The following is a 17122-nucleotide window of genomic DNA, read 5'->3' on the forward strand; positions in this document are numbered from 1 at the left end:
GTCCGGTCCGCGTAGACTTCCGGCATGGATTCGCTGCTTGCGCTCGAGCTCTTCTACGTGGGCCTGCTGGGCCTGGCGTCGCTCGCGATCGCCTTCATCTCGGTGACCGTCGTCGTCAAGCTCTTCAAGGGCCAGCGGTGATCGAACTCCCCGAGGGCCTCTCCGCCGAACTCGTCCCGCTGTCGTGGCTGGTCGGCGTCTGGGAAGGCACCGGAGTCGTCGAGTACCCCGTGGGCGAGGACGACGACGTCCGGACGTACGAGTTCGGTCAGCGCATCAGCTTCAGCCACGACGGCCTGCCGTACCTCAACTACTCGTCCACGACATGGCTGCTCGACGACGACCACACCCCGCTCGCTGCCGAGATGGGCTACTGGCGGCTCGACCGGCCGTCCGAACCGGGGGATCGCGGTCCGGCGCTGCTGCTCGGCGACGGCCCGGTGCCGTTCTCGACGACGCAGAGCGTCGAGACCCTACGCAACCAGACGAACGGCTTCGACGTCGAAGCGGCGATCATCCACCCGACCGGCGTCAACGAGCTCTACGTGGGCCGCGTCAAGCAGGGCCGCATCGACCTGGCGACCGACGCCGTGATGCGCTCCGCCAACGCCAAGGAGTACTCGGCCGCCACCCGGATGTACGGGCTGGTCGAGGGCAAGCTCTTCTGGGCGTGGGACATCGCCGCGCTCGGACGGGAACTCACCTCGCACGCCTCGGGGCAGCTCGCGAAGGTCGACTGATGGCCTCGCCGTTCGCCGTGCGTGACGGGTTCGTCGCGTCCGCCACCGGGCCGGCCGCCCACTTCGGCAACCCGATCGGCGAGCAGCGTCTGCTCGCCCGCGGTCGTGCTGTCGTCGAGCTCGGTCTCGGGGTCGTCACCGTGTCCGGCCCCGACCGCCTGTCGTGGATGAACTCGATCACCTCCCAGCTACTGCTCGGTCTGGCGCCGGGCGTGAGCACCGAGACCCTGGTGCTCGACGCCTCCGGTCGGGTCGAGCACGCCGCACGGGTCGTCGACGACGGCGAGACCGCTTGGCTGCTCACCGAGCCGGCGGACGCCGAGCCGCTCGCCGCGTGGCTCTCGTCGATGCGGTTCATGCTGCGCGTCGAGGTCACCGACCGCTCGGCCGAGCTCGCGACACTCGGTTGGTTCGACGGCGCCGACCCGTTGCACGGTGCCGAGCCGCTGGCCATCTGGACCGACCCGTGGGCGTCCGTCACGCCCGGCGGGTGGGGCTACGCCGACCAGGAGGCCCACCCCGGCACCGACTGGACCCTCCGCATCGCCGTGGTCACCCCCGACACCGCTGCCCAGGTGGCCGCGTCGGACGTTCCCGCCGCGGGCCTCCTGGCACTCGAGGCCCTGCGGATCGCGGCGTGGCGTCCGTCGCTGTCCGACGTCGACGAGCGGACGATCCCGCACGAGCTCGACTGGCTCCGCTCGGCCGTGCACCTGTCGAAGGGCTGCTACCGGGGGCAGGAGACCGTCGCGAAGGTCCACAACCTCGGACGTCCGCCGCGGCGCCTGGTGATGCTGCACCTCGACGGTTCCGACGGCGTCGTGCCGCAACCCGGCAGCCCGGTGACGCTCGACGGCACCGAGGTCGGGCGTCTCGTCGCTTCGGGGACGCACCACGAACTCGGACCGGTCGGCCTGGCGGTCGTCAAGCGGTCCCTCGACCCGACCGCCGTGTTGACCCTCGCAGCGGACGACGTCGTCGTGACCGCGGCGCAGCAGGTCATCGTCCCGCCGGGTGCCGGTGCGACGGCCGAGGTCCCGCGTCTGCCTCGTCTCGGAGCGGTCCGCCGCCCGTAGTCCCGCCGCGCGGTGCTCCCGCGCGGCGCTGCTGCCGCACGCGGTGCTGCCGCGCCGAGCCTCGGCACCGCGGACACTTTCGCGCGTGGTCGGCCGCCGATCTGTCCGCGTGGCCGAGTCTCGGCACCGCGGACACTCCCGCCGGTCGCCGGTCGCCGGTCGCCGGCTGCGAGACCGTCCGCCTGGCCGAGTCTCGGTCAGGCGGGGGCGACCGCGGACCAGGGGACGCTGAGCTCGCCGAGGCGCCAGCGAGCGACCCCGTGCATGACCGGCCAGCCGCGGTCGCGCATGCCCTGGACCGCCGCGATCCAGCGCTGCCGCGGACCGTACGTCCCGAGCGGCGCCGCGACCGCCCACGCCAGGTCGAGGTCGCGGAGGAACCCGTGCACCCGTTCGCCCGGGACGTTGCGGTGGATGAGCGCCTTCGGCAGCCGCTCGGCCACGATGCTCGGGACGTCGAGCCCTGCCAACCGCAGCGCGACCGTGAAGGTGTGCGGGGCCTCCCGGTCGAGCGTGACCCACGAGGCGACCCGACCGACCTCGTTGCAGGTGCCCTCGACGAGCTGGCCGCCGGGCTGCAGCCGGTCCTGCATGATCCGCCACGATCCGACCACGGCGGACTCGTCGTACTGCCGGAGCACGTTGAAGGCCCGGATCACCGCCGGGCGTCGGCCGTCGGGTGTCGGGGTCTCGAAGCCGCCCAACCGGAACGTCACCCCGTCCCGTGTGCCGGCGTTCGCGAGGGCGACCCGCGACGGCTCGATCTCGATGCCGGTGACCTCGACGTCGGGGCGGACCCGGGCCAGGCGGTCGCGGAGCTCGAGCGTCGTCGTCGGGCTCGCGCCGTAGCCGACGTCCGCGACGAGCGGGTCGTCGGTGCGTCGGAGGACCGGGAGCGTCGCGATCCACCGGTCCACGCGACGGAGGCGGTTGTGCCCGGTCGTGCCACGGGTGACGGTGCCGATCGGCGAGGAGTTCCCGGGCATGCGACCAGGGTACGGGTGGAGCACTGCTCGGTAGACTCGGGCGCATGACCTCCACGCTCGTCCTGCTCCGTCACGGCAACAGTGACTGGAACCAGAAGAACCTGTTCACCGGTTGGGTCGATGTCCGGCTCTCGGAGCTCGGCGAGAAGGAGGCGAAGCGGGCCGGCAGTCTCATCGCCGAGTCCGGCATCGTCCCCGACGTCCTGTACACGTCGCTGCTGACCCGGGCGATCCAGACCGCCGACATCGCCCTGCTCGAGGCGGACCTGGCCTGGCTGCCGGTCAAGCGCGACTGGCGCCTCAACGAGCGCCACTACGGCGACCTGCAGGGCAAGGACAAGGCACAGACGCTCGAGCAGTACGGCGAGCAGCAGTTCATGGAGTGGCGCCGCTCGTTCGACGTGCCGCCGCCCCCCATCGCCGACGACGCCGAGTGGTCGCAGGCCGGCGACCGTCGGTACGCGGACCTCGGCGACCAACTGCCCCGGACCGAGTCCCTGAAGCTCGTCATCGACCGGCTGCTGCCCTACTGGGAGTCCGACATCACGACGGACCTCGGCTCGGGCAAGACGGTCCTGGTCACGGCGCACGGCAACTCGCTGCGGGCGCTGGTGAAGCACCTCGACGGCATCTCGGACGACGACATCGCGGGGCTCAACATCCCGACGGGCATCCCCCTCGTGTACGAGCTCGACGACGACTTCCGTCCGACGAAGCCGGCGTACTACCTCGACCCGGAGGCTGCTGCCGCCGGTGCCGCGGCCGTCGCGGCCCAGGGCGCGAAGAAGTAGTACAGCGGGCACAGCGGTGGCGCGGAGTGTCTCGACACTCCGCGCCACCGCTGTCTCTGCCCCCTGGGATCAGGAGGCGAGGAGTGCGAACTCCGGTCCGAAGGACGGGTCCTCGTAGAGGTTGAAGCTGATGAGGACGGCTGCGGAGGTCATGCCGTTCATGCCCTGCTTGACTTCCGACTTCGCGACGTAGCTGTTGGTGACGTCGATCCGCCACGTGCCGTCCGGGTCCACCTTCGCGCGCCAGAGGCCGCCGTGGTTCTTCTTCACGGTGATCGTGGCGCCGGGTACGCCGGTGCCGACGAGCCATGCCGTCTGGTCGACGTGTCGGATGCCCTGCACGTCCGGCTGGGCGGGCTTCGCGGGCGGCGGTGGGACGGCTCCGGCCGGGATCGGAGCCTCGCCGACCCGCCAGACCGCGGGGCTCGAGAGGTGACCGCCGAGCCCCTGGCGGACGCTGAACTCCGTCGGGTCGTACCGGATCTCAGCGCTCCAGCGGCCGTCGGCCCCGACCTGGGTGATCGTGCCGAGGGGGGAGGCGAGTGCGCTGGCGCCCGGGACCCCGGTGCCGACGAGGTACCGCTTCCCGTCGCGGACTTCGATGCCGTCGATCCCCGGCGACGGCGTGCCCGCGACGGTCTCGGCGACGCTCGACCGGGTGCCGGGGTCAGCGGCGCTCGAGGTGGCTGCCGATGCCGGGGCGGCGGCGCCGAGGGCGAGCAGGCCGGCGACGCAGCAGCTGACGGCTGCCGTGGTGATGCGCGTGGTGGTTCTGGTCATGGTGCTCCTTCGATCGCGGCCGTGGTCCGACCAGGAGCACCCTGCCGTGTCCTCCGGAGAACATGCGGAATGTGATGTCTTCGATCAGCTGAAGTGGGCGGCGATCTCCTGCACGAGCGATCCGACGTCGTACGGCCGATCCGTGGCGATCCGGACGACCGGTCCCACACCGACGGGGCCGGCGGTCGCCTCGTGTTCGTCCCAGAACGCCAGGATGTCGGTGAGGTCACCGTGGACCTCGTGGCGGACCGGCAGCGTGCCTGGTTCGTACCGTTCCCGGAGGCGGGCCTCGGCGGTCGCCCGGTCGACGTCGCACCACACCTCGACGACGCGGGGCGACCCGGCGGTGGTGAGTCCGGCCTCCAGGTGGTCCCGGTCACGGGACGGCAGCAGGACGGCGTCGACGACGACCCCGTTCTCGACCGCTCCGGCCATGGACCAGAGCGTGTCCATGGCGATGCCGCCGAGCACGCGCGAGGGGATCATCGGGCCGGCGATGTCGGCGAGCGGTTCCTTCACCCGGTCCTTCGACAGGAAGGGGCAGCCGAGCACCTCGGCGAGGGCGGCGCCCACCGTGCTCTTGCCGGAACCGGGCATGCCGTTGACGATGATCGCGACCTGGGCCATGCCCCGATCCTCCCAGGTCCGCGCCCCCGCGGAACGCAACGTGGGCGGCTGCGCGCAACGGAGTACCGCTGCGAGCAACCGCCCACCTTGCGTCTTGCGGGACCGGACCCTGCGGGACCGGACCCGCAGGACCTGGGCCTCAGGCCGGGGACGTCGTGACGTTGGCCGCGCCGGCCCAGTCGCCGGTTGCCAGGTACTCGACCTTCTTCGCGATCGAGACCGCGTGGTCGGCGAACCGCTCGTGGTACCGGCTGGCGAGGGTCGCGTCGACCGTGTCGACCGGCCCGCCCTTCCATGCCTCGCCGAGCACGAAGTCGAAGACGCTGGCGTGCAGCTCGTCGACGGCGTCGTCCTCGTCGCGGATCTCGGCGGCCAGCGCGATGTCCTCGGTGGCGAGCAGGCGCGTGAGCTTCTGCGACATCGCGACGTCGTGCTTGCCCATCTCCTTGAAGGTGCCACGCAGGCCCTTCGGGACGACCTTCTCGGGGAACCGCTGGCGGGCGAGCTGCGCGATGTGCTCGGCCATGTCACCCATCCGCTCGAGCGACGAGCTGACGCGGAGGGCGGTGACGACCACGCGGAGGTCACGGGCGACGGGTGCCTGGCGGGCGAGGATGTCGATGGCGACCTCGTCCAGGGCGGATGCGGCCGCGTCGATCTTCGCGTCGTCGGCGATCACCTCTTCGGCGAGGGAGACGTCCGACTCGCTGAACGCCTCGGTGGCTCGGGTGATGGCGGACTCGACGAGCCCGGCGATCTCGGTCAGACGCTCTTGGACGTCCTGGAGCTCCTGCTGGAACACTTCGCGCATGGGGGAGGGCCTCTCTCTGCGTACCGGACGAGTGTCGTCAGCGCAGGTGAACGGTCGGTGACCTGCGGCTGAACGGTTCGCGATCCGGCCTGCTTCCGGCGGTGAACGGCATCCGAACCGCGTGTGACCACTCCTACACTGGCGGCATGGACAACGCGTGGCTCGTGCCACTGTCGATGCTCCTCGGCGGTGTGTTCGGCGCGGGCGTCGTGGTGCTGATCATCACCGCCGAGCGGACGGCACGTGCAGCCGACGTGGCGGAGCGGAGCCTGCCCGACGGGGTCGCGGCCGTGATCGCCACGATGCACAACCCCGCCGTGGTCGTGGACCCCTCGAACACCGTCGTCGCGGCGTCGCCCCAGGCGCTGGCGGTCGGCCTGGTCGTGCGCCGGAAGCTCGTGCACGACGAGCTCGCCGCGCTGGTGGACCGGGTCCGGCGGAGCGGGGAGATGGGCGCCGAGGACCTCGAGCTGCCCCGCGGTGGTCGGGGTGACGTGATGGGCTACCTGAGCTTCCGGGCCGCGCAGCTCGGCAACCGGTACGTGCTCGTGACGGCCGACGACCTGACCGAGAGCCGTCGCATCGACGAGGTCCGGCGTGACTTCGTCGCCAACATCTCGCACGAGCTGAAGACCCCGATCGGAGCGATCGGCCTGCTGTCCGAGACCCTCGTCATCGCCGCCGACGACCCCGCACACGTCCGGAAGTTCGCCGCGCAGCTCGTCACCGAGTCCGAGCGACTGGGCGCCCTGACGAAGGACATCATCGAGCTGTCCCGGTTGCAGTCCGTCGACGCGCTCGAGGCCAGCGAGGAGACCGGCATCGACAAGGTCGTGCAGGCCGCGATCGACGGCAACGAGGTCGTCGCCCGCGCCCGGGGCATCGAGCTCGTCCGCGCGAAGAAGTCGAAGCTGCGCGTGATGGGGGACCCGGGCCTGCTGCAGGTGGCGGTGTCGAACCTCATCGCGAACGCGGTCAAGTACTCCCCGGACAACACCCGCGTCGGCGTGGGCGTCCGCGGCACCAAGGGCTTCGTGGAGATCGCCGTCACCGACCAGGGTGTCGGCATCCCCGAGGCCGACCTCGACCGCGTGTTCGAACGGTTCTACCGCGTCGACCCCGCACGCTCCCGCGCGACCGGCGGCACCGGACTGGGCCTGGCGATCGTCAAGCACATCATCAGCAACCACGGCGGTGACGTCCGCGTCTGGTCGCAGCCCGGCAAGGGCTCGACCTTCACGATCCGCATCCCCGAAGCCGACCCCGAACTGACCACAGCACTCGAAGAGCAAATGGAAGAGCAGCCATCGTGACCAAGATCCTCATCGTCGACGACGAGCCGGCCCTGAGCGAGCCCCTGGAGTTCCTGCTGCAGCGAGAGGGCTACGAGACCGCCGTCGCGGCCGACGGGGTCACCGCCCTCTCGAAGTTCGACTCCGAGAACCCGGACCTCGTCCTGCTCGACCTCATGCTGCCCGGGCTCTCCGGCACCGAGGTCTGCAGGCAGATCCGCACCCGCTCCAACGTGCCGATCATCATGCTCACCGCGAAGGACTCCGAGGTGGACATCGTCGTCGGGCTGGAACTCGGTGCCGACGACTACGTGACGAAGCCGTACTCGACGCGCGAGCTGCTGGCCCGCATCCGTGCCGTGCTCCGTCGCCGGACCGAGGACGACCCGGGCGACATGGGCATCCTGCAGGTCGGCGGGATCCGGATGGACGTCGAGCGCCACACCGTGAGCGTCGACGGCTCCGAGACGCCGATGCCGCTCAAGGAGTTCGAGCTGCTCGAGCTGCTGCTCCGCAACGCCGGTCGTGTGCTCACCCGTGGGCAGCTCATCGACCGGGTCTGGGGGTCGGACTACTTCGGCGACACCAAGACGCTGGACGTGCACATCAAGCGGATCCGCTCGAAGATCGAGCGCGTTCCGAGCACGCCGGAGGTGCTGGTCACCGTCCGCGGGCTCGGGTACCGCATCGAGGCGTAGCCGGCGCGGCGGGGTCCGGCCGGCGCGGACGGAGTCGCCGGCGGCTCCGCCGCGACGGACAGACGGGAGGCCCGGGGCCGGTTCATCGGAACCGGCCCCGGGCCTCCCGTCCAACGCTGTTGCACCGCACGGTCGTGCCGTGCGCGGCGGTCAGTTCGTGCCGTTGTCGCCTTCGGAGGAGTCCGACTGCGAGCCGCTCTGCGTGCCCGGAGCCGTGGCGTCGCCGGTCGGCTGGGTGCCGCTGTTCGACGGCGCGGTCGGTGTCGACGTCGGGGTGGGGGTAGGTGCGAGCGTCTCGTACTGCTCCTGCGCGCTGGTGAGGACCGGCACCGTGGCCGAGGCGCCCTCGGCGCCGTCGTAGGAGAAGTACATCTTCACGAGCGACCCCGGCTTCGCGCTGACGTCGTCGAAGTCGACGGTGTCGTGCTGGCCGTCGTCAGCCAGGACGGTGGTGTCGTTCGCCGGGACGACGACGGTCTGGTCGACGCCGTCCACCTCGAGCGTGACGGTGCGCTCCTCGTTGCCGGTGTTCACCAGCGTGCCGATGAAGCGCGCGTCCTTCCCGCTGTCGGAGATGAGCAGGGCGTTCCGCACGTCGATCGTGCCGGTCGACACGTCCACCCCGTCGGTGATCTGGCGGATCTCCTGGGTGCGGGACGGCGACAAGAATTCGCAGCCGGTCGCACCGAGGGCGATCGTCGCGGCGACGGCGACGGACACGAGTACCCGAGCTCGCAAGAGGTTCCTCCGGAAGTTCACGATGACGGACCATGCGGCCCTGGCCCTCATCCTACCCAGCCGCCGGTGGGGCCGGACGTCAGGGTGGGTGGCCGGCCCCCTTACCCGAACGCCCCTTGTGGTAAACTGGAGGTCTGGGAACGGAGCCTGATACATGCAATTCGAGGTCGGCGAGACCGTCGTCTACCCCCATCACGGGGCGGCAACCATCTCTGAAGTCAAGACTCGCGTCATCAAGGGCGAGGAAAAGGTCTACCTGAAGCTTCGGGTCACGCAGGGTGACCTGACGATCGAGGTCCCGGCGGACAACGTCGACCTGGTCGGCGTCCGCGACGTGATCGGCAAGGAAGGGCTCGACAAGGTGTTCGAGGTCCTCCGGGCCCCGTTCACGGAAGAGCCCACCAACTGGTCGCGCCGCTACAAGGCGAACCTCGAGAAGCTCGCTTCGGGTGACGTCATCAAGGTGTCCGAGGTCGTCCGCGACCTCTGGCGCCGCGATCAGGACCGCGGCCTCTCCGCGGGCGAGAAGCGGATGTTGGCCAAGGCGCGCCAGATCCTCATCTCCGAGCTGGCCCTGGCCGAGAAGACCGACGAGGACAAGGCATCGACCGTCCTCGACGAGGTCCTCGCGTCCTGACGCCCGCTTGCGCACCACGAACGACACGACGACCGCACCGGCGCAGAGCCCAGCTCTGGCAGCCCGTGCGGTCGTCGTCGTTGCGGCCGGCTCCGGTACCCGGCTCGGCCTCGGCACCGCGAAGGCGTTCGTCCCGGTCGCGGGAGAGCGCATGCTGGTCCGCGCGTTGCGGACGGTCCTGACCCTCGCCGAGCCGACCCTGGTGGTCGTCGTCGCCCCGGCCGACCGGATGGACGAGTGTCGTGCGCTCGTCGCCGACGTCGCCGGAGCCGCTTCCGGGTACGTGACGGTCGTGCCGGGAGGTGCGGATCGCCACGCGTCGGTCCAGGCTGGCCTGGCCGTGCTGCCGGACTCCGTCGAAACCGTGCTCGTGCACGATGCCGCGCGCTGTCTGACGCCGGCGTCGCAGTTCGAGCGGGTGTTCGCCGCGGTCGGGTCGGGCGACGCGGTCGAGTCGGGCGACGCGGTCGAGTCGGGCGATGCGGTCGCGGGAGGTGTCGGGGTGGTGCCCGCGCTGCCGGTCACCGACACCGTCAAGCGGGTCGCCGGTGACGTCGTCGTCGAGACCGTCGACCGGTCCGCACTCGTCGGGGTCCAGACCCCGCAGGGGTTCCCGCTCGCCGGGCTCCGTCGGGCGTACGCCGTGGCGGAGCGGGCCGAGACCGACGACGCCGGGGTGTTCCAGGCAGCCGGCGGTGTCGTCCGCACCGTGCCGGGTGACGCCGACGCGTTCAAGGTCACCACGCGGTGGGACCTCGGTCGTGCCGAGGCCGTCGTCGCCGAACGAGCCGGAGCCCGCTCCGTCGACCTGCGGGTCGACGTCCGCGTCGGGCTCGGCGTCGACGTGCACGCGTTCGACCCCGACGTGCCGTGCCGCGTCGGCATGCTCGACTTCCCCGGCGAGCCCGGCCTCTCCGGCCACAGCGACGGGGACGCGGTCGCCCACGCGGTCTGCGACGCCCTGCTCTCCGCCGGTGGCCTCGGCGACATCGGCGGCCGGTTCGGCACCTCGGACCCGCGGTTCGCCGGCGCTTCCGGGGACGTCTTCGTCCGTGGTGCCGTCGAACTGCTGCGGGACGCCGGACTCGAGCCCGTGCGGGTCACGGTCCAGGTGATCGGCAACCGCCCGCGCATCGGTGCCCGTCGGGACGAGATGCAGGACGCCCTGGCCGCGGCGGTGGGCGCTCCCGTAGCGGTGTCCGGCACGACGACCGACGGTCTCGGCTTCACCGGTCGGGGCGAGGGACTCACCGCGATCGCGACGGCACTCGTCCGCTCCCGCTGACGCCGTCGGCCCGTTCTCCACAGGCTGCGGGCCGTCCCGTGTCACCGGTGGGGACGCCCTCTAGGCTTGTCGTGTGACCGTTCGCCTGTACGACTCCCGCGCCGCCGACGTCGTCGACCTCGTGCCCCTGGTCGACGGACAGGTCAGCATCTACGTCTGCGGTCCGACGGTGCAGTCCTCGCCGCACATCGGGCACCTCCGGTCCGCCCTGGTCTACGACATCTGGCGTCGCTGGCTCAGCCACCGCGGGTACCGCGTCACGCTCGTCCGCAACGTCACCGACATCGACGACAAGGTCCTCGACCTGGCCGCCGGCACCGACGAGCCCTGGTGGGCACGCGCGTACCGCGTCGAGCTCGAGTTCACGGCCGCGTACACGGCGCTCGGCATCCTGCCCCCGACCTACGAGCCCCGGGCGACGGCGAGCATCCCGCAGATGCAGGACATCATCACGCGGCTGGTCGAGCGCGGTCACGCCTACCCGGCAGCGGACGGCAGTGGGGACGTCTACTTCGACACCGCGAGCTGGCCCGAGTACGGCGCCCTCACCCGGCAGCGACGTGACGACATGGTCGACGCCACCGACGCCGATCCCCGCGGCAAGCGGGACGCCCGTGACTTCGCGCTCTGGAAGGGCAGCAAGCCGGGGGAGCCCTCGACCGCCAGCTGGGACTCACCGTGGGGTGCGGGACGCCCCGGGTGGCACATCGAGTGCTCCGCTATGTCCCGGCGCTACCTCGGCCCGGCGTTCGACATCCACGGCGGCGGGCTGGACCTGCGCTTCCCGCACCACGAGAACGAACTCGCGCAGTCGACCGCTGCCGGTGACGCCTTCGCCTCGTACTGGCTGCACAACGGACTCGTCTCCGTCGGCGGCCAGAAGATGTCGAAGTCGCTCGGCAACTCGATCTTCGCCGCGGACTTCCTCGCCGCTGCGCGTCCGGTCGTCGTCCGCTACTTCCTCGGCGCCGCCCATTACCGGTCGACGATCGACCACCACGACGGGTCCCTAGCCGAGGCCGAAGCCGCACTGGACCGCATCGAGGGGTTCCTCGCCCGGGCTGCCGAACGCCTCGACCGGGTCCGTCCGCCCGACGCTCCGGCGGTGCCGCAGGGCTTCGCCGACGCGATGGACGACGACCTGGCGGTACCCCAGGCGCTGGCGGTGCTGCACGAGACCGTCCGCTCCGGCAACGCCGCGCTCGACGTCGACGATGCGGAAGCGCTCGGTGTCGCGTACCATCAGGTGGCTGCCATGGTCGAGGTGCTCGGCATCGACCCGCGTGCACCGCACTGGTCGGGTGGGGCGCACGACACCTCCGCAGCACCGCTCGCCGCCCTCGTCGAACGCCTCGTACAGGAGCGCGCCGACGCCAGGGCCGCTCGGGACTTCGCCACGGCCGACCGCGTCCGGGACGATCTCGCAGGCGCGGGCATCACGATCGAGGACACACCGTCCGGAACACGCTGGAGCATCGCCTGAACACGGCAGTGCCGAACAGGAGAACTGCATGAAGAACGTCTCGGGGAGCAAGAAGGGTCGTCCGGGCGCTGTCCGTACCGGCCGCAAGGGCAACAAGCAGGTCGGCTCCGGCGGCCAGGGTGCCCAGGCACTCGAGGGTCGCAAGCCGACCCCGAAGGCCGAGGACCGCCCGTACCACCCGGCCGGCAAGCGCAAGGCCGCCAAGGAGCGCTTCGAAGCGGCCCGCACCCGTCGTGGTGGCAGCGGGGCCTCGGCGCCGCAGACCCGCACCGGTGGTCGCCCGCCCGCTCGGAAGACCGACGACAGCGAGCTGGTGACCGGGCGCAACTCCGTGCTCGAGGCGCTCCGCACGAAGACGCCGTCGACGACGCTCTACGTCGCCGCCCGCATCGAGGTCGACGACCGCGTCAAGGAGATCCTGACGCTCGCGAACCACCGCGGTGTGCCGATCATGGAGATCATGCGCCCGGAGCTCGACCGCATCACGGGGCACGACAGCGTGCACCAGGGCGTCGCGCTCAAGGTCCCGGCGTACGAGTACGCCGTGTCCGAGGACCTGGTGGAGCGGGCGTTCTCGCGCGACCAGGTGCCGTTGCTCGTGGCCCTCGACGGCATCACCGACCCGCGCAACCTCGGTGCGATCATCCGCTCCACGGCGGCGTTCGGCGGACACGGCGTCATCGTGCCGCAGCGTCGTTCGGTCGGCGTGACCGCGTCGGCGTGGAAGACCTCCGCCGGTGCCGCCGCACGCACGCCCGTCGCGATGGCCCCGAACCTGACGCAGACCCTCAAGTCGCTGAAGTCGATGGGCCTGTTCGTGCTCGGACTCGACGGGGACGGGGACGTCGAGCTGGACGCCCTGGCACTCGCCGACCGGCCGATCGTCATCGTCGTCGGTTCTGAGGGCAAGGGCCTGTCCCGCCTGGTCACCGAGACGTGCGACGCGATCGTGTCGATCCCGATCTCGAGCGCGACGGAGTCCCTCAACGCCGGCATCGCAGCGAGCGTCACCCTGTGGGAGGTCGCGCGCCGCCGACGTTCCGCGTAGCGGGCACCAGACGACACCCGGGAGGCCCGGTGCCGGTCCACGAGACCGGCGCCGGGCCTCCCGGGTGTCTGGTACCTGCCTGCCGGCCCGTCTGCGCCACGCCCGTCGCCCCCCGTCGCCTCCCCCGCCGACCGGTCACGGATCGTCGTTCTGACGCGCCCGGACCGACGGTCTTCGACCGCTCGGCGGAGGGGGAGCGGGGTGTCGTGACCGCTCGCGCCCACGGCCGGGCACAGCCGGGAGGCCCGGGTCGCGGCCGCCCCGCGCGTCACGCCGCCGGGACTCGCCGTCGCCCCCCGCCGACCGGTCACGGACCGTCGCTCTGATGCGTCCGGACCGACGGTCTTCGACCGCTCGGCGGAGGGAGAGCGGGGTGTCGTGACCGCCCGCGGCACCGCTCGCCGGCACGCGGCAGCGACTGCACCGCACCGCCCGCAGCGCCTCAGACGGACGCGCGCCAGTCGTCGACGTCGTCGTCCTCGTCGTCGTCGAGGGGCAGCGCGATCGACGACGTCGGCGGGTTGATCAGCGTCCGCTCGTCCCGGCGGTGCCGCAGCACGTCGTTGATGTACGCGGTCGTCGCCTCGGGCAGCGAGACCGACCGCTCCTCTTGCTGGGACATGAACCAGCGGTGCTCGAGCAGCTCGTGGAACACCTCGGCCGGCTCGAGTCGCCCACGCAGGTCGCGGGGGATGGCCCGGACGACGGGCTCGAACACCCGCGAGACCCACTCGTGCGCGACCATCTCCTCGTCGAGCTCCTCGCGGCCGTTGCGTGCCCGGTACGCGTCGAGGTCGTTGAGCAGTCGTCGGGCTTGGTTCTCCTCGGCGTCGAGACCGGTCAGGCGCAGCAGTCGACGTTGGTGGTGTCCGGCGTCGACGACCTTCGGCTGGATCCGGACCTGGGAACCGGCGTCGGCCGTGCGGATCGACAGTTCCTCGATGTCGAAGCCGAGGGCGTTCAGCCGCTCGACGCGGTCGTTGATGCGCCACCGCTCGGCCGCGTCGAACTGCTCGGTGCCGGTCAGCTCGGTCCACAGCGTGCGGTACTGCGCCACGATCCGGTTCGACACGTCGACGGGGTCGGCGTTCTCGTCCAGGCGTCCGCCGGCCTCGAGGTCCAGGAGCTCCCCGGCGATGTTCACGCGGGCCACCTCGAGGTCGTTCTCGCGCTGCCCGTTCGACAGTCCGCCGGGGTAGAGCTTGCCGGTCTCGGCGTCGACCAGGTAGGCCGCGAACGAGCCCGCGTCACGCCGGAACAGCGTGTTCGACAGCGAGACGTCACCCCAGTAGAAACCGATGACGTGCAGCCGGACGAGCAGGAGTGCGAGGGCGTCCACGAGCCGGGTCGCCGTGTCCGGGCGCAACGTCTGCGAGTACAGCGCGCGGTACGGGAGCGAGAAGCGCAGGTGCCGGGTGACCAGGACGGGCTGGAGTTCCTCGCCCTCGCGGCCGACCCGGTTGGTGATCACCGCGACGGGGTCGACGCACGGCACGTCCATCCGCTGCAGGGTGCGGAGCATGTCGTACTCGGACCGGGCCAGCTCGGCGCTGGTCTCCTTCACCGCGACGACGTACCCGCTGAGGTGCACGAACCGCACCAGGTGGCGGGAGATGCCCTTCGGCAGCGCGACGATCGTCTCCTCCGGCCAGGCGTCGAGGGGCAGGTCCCACGGCAGGTCGAGCAGGCCGGGGTCGACGGTGGCTGCGGTGATGGTCATGGAGTCGGGCACGGCGGGTTCCTCTGGGTACTGGGACGAGAACGGACGGGAGGCGCGGTGCCAGCTGGCACCGCGCCTCCTGTGAGTGACTTCCAGCGTTACGCGCTGATGACGGCCTTGTCGTCGAGGCGCTCGCCCGACTCCGAGTCGAACATGTGCACGTGGCCCTGCTTCGGGCTCACGACGACGGTGTCGCCGATCGACGGGTGGTTGCGGCCGTCCACGCGGGTGACGATGTCGGTACGGGTACCGTTCACGTCGGCGTGGCCGTAGAGGTAGCCGTCGGCGCCGAGCTCTTCGACGACGTCGACCGTGACCGGCAGGCCCTCGCCCGAGTTGGACACGATGATGTCCTCGGGGCGGACGCCGACCGTGACCTGGGCCGAGCGGGCGTTCGACAGCGTGTCGCGGTCGACCGGGTGGTTCAGCGTGCCGAAGGTGATGCCGCCCTCGACCACGGAGGCTGGGAGCAGGTTCATCGCGGGCGAGCCGATGAAGCCGGCGACGAACACGTTGTTCGGCTTCTCGTACAGGTCGCGGGGGCTGCCGACCTGCTGCAGGATGCCGTCCTTGAGGACCGCGATGCGGTCACCCATGGTCAGGGCCTCGGTCTGGTCGTGCGTGACGTAGACGGTCGTGACGCCGAGACGACGCTGCAGCGACGCGATCTGGGTACGGGTCTGGACGCGGAGCTTGGCGTCGAGGTTCGACAGCGGCTCGTCCATGAGGAACACCTGCGGCTGACGGACGATCGCACGGCCCATCGCGACGCGCTGACGCTGACCACCGGAGAGCGCCTTCGGCTTGCGGCCGAGGTACTGCTCGAGGTCGAGGAGCTTCGCGGCTTCCTGCACGCGGGTGGCGCGCTCTTCCTTGCCGACGCCGGCGATCTTGAGCGCGAAGCCCATGTTCTCGGCGACGGTCATGTGCGGGTACAGCGCGTAGTTCTGGAACACCATCGCGATGTCGCGGTCCTTCGGCGGGACGTCCGTGACGTCACGGTCACCGATGCGGATCGCGCCGGAGTTGACCTCTTCGAGGCCGGCCAGCATGCGCAGGGACGTGGACTTGCCACAGCCCGACGGGCCGACGAGGACGAGGAACTCGCCGTCGGCGACGTCCAGGTCGAGGGAGTCCACCGCGGGGCGGTTGCCTCCGGGGTACAGACGGGTTGCCTTGTCATAGGTGACGGACGCCATGAGCGTTCGGTCCTCTCCACCGGCAGGTACGTGCCGGACGATCCGTAGTGAAGCGACGACCCGCGAGGGCCGGCGGATGGTCGTCGTCGACCATCACTGGTCATACAACACGAGTTCTCCCAGCGGCGCCAGTGCGCAGCTGCCGGTCCACGGGGCGTTCCCTGCTGGTTGGCTGGTTCCCATCGGCCGCCACTACAATCGGCGGGTCCGTCCGCCGACCGGGGGGAGGCCGAGCGGACACCGACCAGGAGGACAGCCGCACGATGACCAACCGCCCTGAAGGAGACGCCCGCGCCCAGCGGAACGCGCGTCGCGCCGCCGCCCGCGAGCGAGCCCAGCGCACCCGTGCCCAGCAGAAGCGTCGCCAGCGTGGTGCCCGGCTCGGACTGCAGATCGGACTCGGCGTGGTGCTCGTCGCCGCCGCCACGATCGTGACGCTCGTGCTCGTGAACTCCTCGCGTCCCGCCGGACCCGGCCCCGACACCATGGCCGACGGTGGCATCACGATCAGCACCGGTCTGAAGGCCGTGGACCCGGCAGCCGCCTCGACTGCTCCGTCCCCGAGTGCGACCGACTCGGCCGACCCGGTGCGGATCACCCTGTACGTCGACTACCTCTGCCCGATCTGCGGCGCGTTCGAGTCCACGAACAGCGATTACATCGAGGGCCTGGTCGACTCCGGTGCCGCCACGATCGACATCCACCCCGTCGCGATCCTGTCGAACCGCTCGCAGGGCACGAAGTACTCCCTCCGTGCGGCGAACGCAGCAGCCTGCGTGGCGCAGGAGTCGCCGGACTCGTTCTTCGCCGTGAACAAGGCCCTGTTCGCCAAGCAGCCGGAAGAGGGCACGCCGGGCCTGACGGACGAGCAGCTCGGCTCGCTGATCACGAGCATCCCGGGCGTGCGGCACGGCTCGACCATCGAGTCCTGCATCGACGACCAGCGCTACGGCAAGTGGGTCGACGAGCGCACCACCGCGGTGAGCGGCGGGGACATCCCCGGGTCCGACCTGACGACGTTCCCGGGCACCCCGCTGGTGCTCGTCAACGGCCAGCAGTACCAGTACACGACCGCGTCGACGAACGACGAGTTCCGCACGTTCGTCGTCTCGGCCGCCGACAGCACCGACTCCACGCCCACGCCCACGCCGACGCCGAGCAGCTCGTCGTCGGGGACCCCGTCGCCGTCGGCCACCGGCAACTGAACGGCC

17 protein-coding genes are annotated in these 17122 nt (G+C 71.1%); 10 read left to right on the forward strand and 7 right to left on the reverse strand.

Annotated elements, in window-relative coordinates; genetic code table 11:
• Nucleotides 1-137 precede the first annotated feature (137 nt).
• Together QL987_RS02960 and QL987_RS02965 are read left to right on the forward strand one after the other, a co-directional pair.
• Nucleotides 138-740 carry an FABP family protein gene (locus QL987_RS02960; RefSeq protein ID WP_221851208.1) on the forward strand — a complete coding sequence of 201 codons (603 nt, stop codon included), beginning with the start codon at nt 138-140 and terminating at the stop codon, nt 738-740.
• A complete protein-coding gene (locus QL987_RS02965; RefSeq protein ID WP_290156197.1) occupies nt 740-1816 on the forward strand; it encodes a folate-binding protein in 1077 nt (358 codons plus the stop codon). Before QL987_RS02960 ends, QL987_RS02965 begins: the two co-directional genes overlap by 1 nt.
• A gap of 197 nt (nt 1817-2013) precedes the next feature.
• On the opposite strand, the gene QL987_RS02970 is transcribed toward QL987_RS02965, so the two are convergent.
• Nucleotides 2014-2802, reverse strand: a complete 789-nt coding sequence (locus QL987_RS02970) for a class I SAM-dependent methyltransferase (protein WP_290156198.1) — start codon at nt 2800-2802, stop codon at nt 2014-2016.
• 44 nt (nt 2803-2846) lie between these two features.
• Here QL987_RS02970 and QL987_RS02975 point away from each other — a divergent pair, with 44 nt between their 5' ends.
• A complete protein-coding gene (locus tag QL987_RS02975) occupies nt 2847-3593 on the forward strand; it encodes a phosphoglyceromutase (RefSeq protein ID WP_290156199.1) in 747 nt (248 codons plus the stop codon).
• Between the two features lie 69 nt (nt 3594-3662).
• Here the strand turns inward: QL987_RS02975 and QL987_RS02980 are convergent, their stop codons facing one another.
• From QL987_RS02980 to phoU, 3 genes are all read right to left on the reverse strand, one after another.
• Nucleotides 3663-4373, reverse strand: a complete 711-nt coding sequence (locus QL987_RS02980) for a hypothetical protein (RefSeq protein ID WP_290156200.1) — start codon at nt 4371-4373, stop codon at nt 3663-3665.
• An 84-nt stretch (nt 4374-4457) separates the two neighbouring features.
• On the reverse strand, nt 4458-5000 hold the full coding sequence (locus tag QL987_RS02985) for an AAA family ATPase (protein ID WP_290156201.1): 543 nt from the start codon (nt 4998-5000) through the stop codon (nt 4458-4460).
• Between the two features lie 139 nt (nt 5001-5139).
• Nucleotides 5140-5811 carry a phosphate signaling complex protein PhoU gene (gene phoU / locus QL987_RS02990; RefSeq protein ID WP_111073807.1) on the reverse strand — a complete coding sequence of 224 codons (672 nt, stop codon included), beginning with the start codon at nt 5809-5811 and terminating at the stop codon, nt 5140-5142.
• A 146-nt stretch (nt 5812-5957) separates the two neighbouring features.
• On the opposite strand from phoU, the gene QL987_RS02995 reads away from it, so the two are divergent.
• Together QL987_RS02995 and QL987_RS03000 are read left to right on the forward strand one after the other, a co-directional pair.
• Nucleotides 5958-7124: an ATP-binding protein gene (locus QL987_RS02995; RefSeq protein ID WP_111073806.1), complete on the forward strand. Its 1167-nt coding sequence runs from the start codon at nt 5958-5960 to the stop codon at nt 7122-7124.
• Nucleotides 7121-7801, forward strand: a complete 681-nt coding sequence (locus tag QL987_RS03000; RefSeq protein WP_110903429.1) for a response regulator transcription factor — start codon at nt 7121-7123, stop codon at nt 7799-7801. Before QL987_RS02995 ends, QL987_RS03000 begins: the two co-directional genes overlap by 4 nt.
• Nucleotides 7802-7951: 150 nt before the next feature.
• Here the strand turns inward: QL987_RS03000 and QL987_RS03005 are convergent, their stop codons facing one another.
• Nucleotides 7952-8521 (reverse strand): DNA modification methylase, encoded by a 570-nt coding sequence (locus QL987_RS03005; protein WP_221851790.1) that lies wholly within the window; start codon nt 8519-8521, stop codon nt 7952-7954.
• A gap of 172 nt (nt 8522-8693) precedes the next feature.
• Between QL987_RS03005 and QL987_RS03010 the strand changes: the two genes are divergently transcribed.
• The 4 genes from QL987_RS03010 to rlmB all read left to right on the forward strand — a co-directional run bounded on the left by QL987_RS03010 (nt 8694) and on the right by rlmB (nt 12992).
• On the forward strand, nt 8694-9176 hold the full coding sequence (locus QL987_RS03010; protein ID WP_017888066.1) for a CarD family transcriptional regulator: 483 nt from the start codon (nt 8694-8696) through the stop codon (nt 9174-9176).
• A 55-nt stretch (nt 9177-9231) separates the two neighbouring features.
• Nucleotides 9232-10461, forward strand: coding sequence for a 2-C-methyl-D-erythritol 2,4-cyclodiphosphate synthase (gene ispF / locus QL987_RS03015; RefSeq protein WP_290156220.1), 1230 nt, complete (start codon nt 9232-9234; stop codon nt 10459-10461).
• A 73-nt stretch (nt 10462-10534) separates the two neighbouring features.
• Nucleotides 10535-11944: a cysteine--tRNA ligase gene (gene cysS / locus QL987_RS03020; protein WP_290156202.1), complete on the forward strand. Its 1410-nt coding sequence runs from the start codon at nt 10535-10537 to the stop codon at nt 11942-11944.
• 28 nt (nt 11945-11972) lie between these two features.
• Nucleotides 11973-12992 carry a 23S rRNA (guanosine(2251)-2'-O)-methyltransferase RlmB gene (gene rlmB / locus QL987_RS03025; protein WP_290156203.1) on the forward strand — a complete coding sequence of 340 codons (1020 nt, stop codon included), beginning with the start codon at nt 11973-11975 and terminating at the stop codon, nt 12990-12992.
• A 442-nt stretch (nt 12993-13434) separates the two neighbouring features.
• Here the strand turns inward: rlmB and QL987_RS03030 are convergent, their stop codons facing one another.
• Both QL987_RS03030 and ugpC read right to left on the reverse strand, forming a co-directional pair.
• A complete protein-coding gene (locus QL987_RS03030; protein ID WP_290156205.1) occupies nt 13435-14724 on the reverse strand; it encodes a DUF4032 domain-containing protein in 1290 nt (429 codons plus the stop codon).
• 86 nt (nt 14725-14810) lie between these two features.
• The gene (gene ugpC / locus QL987_RS03035) at nt 14811-15911 is read right to left on the reverse strand and encodes a sn-glycerol-3-phosphate ABC transporter ATP-binding protein UgpC (protein ID WP_111073801.1); all 1101 of its coding nucleotides are present in this window, start codon (nt 15909-15911) and stop codon (nt 14811-14813) included.
• 263 nt (nt 15912-16174) lie between these two features.
• On the opposite strand from ugpC, the gene QL987_RS03040 reads away from it, so the two are divergent.
• Nucleotides 16175-17116, forward strand: coding sequence for a thioredoxin domain-containing protein (locus QL987_RS03040; protein WP_290156207.1), 942 nt, complete (start codon nt 16175-16177; stop codon nt 17114-17116).
• Nucleotides 17117-17122 lie beyond the last annotated feature (6 nt).

Source organism: Curtobacterium sp. APC 4022, from assembly GCF_030407555.1.
Lineage (GTDB): Bacteria > Actinomycetota > Actinomycetes > Actinomycetales > Microbacteriaceae > Curtobacterium.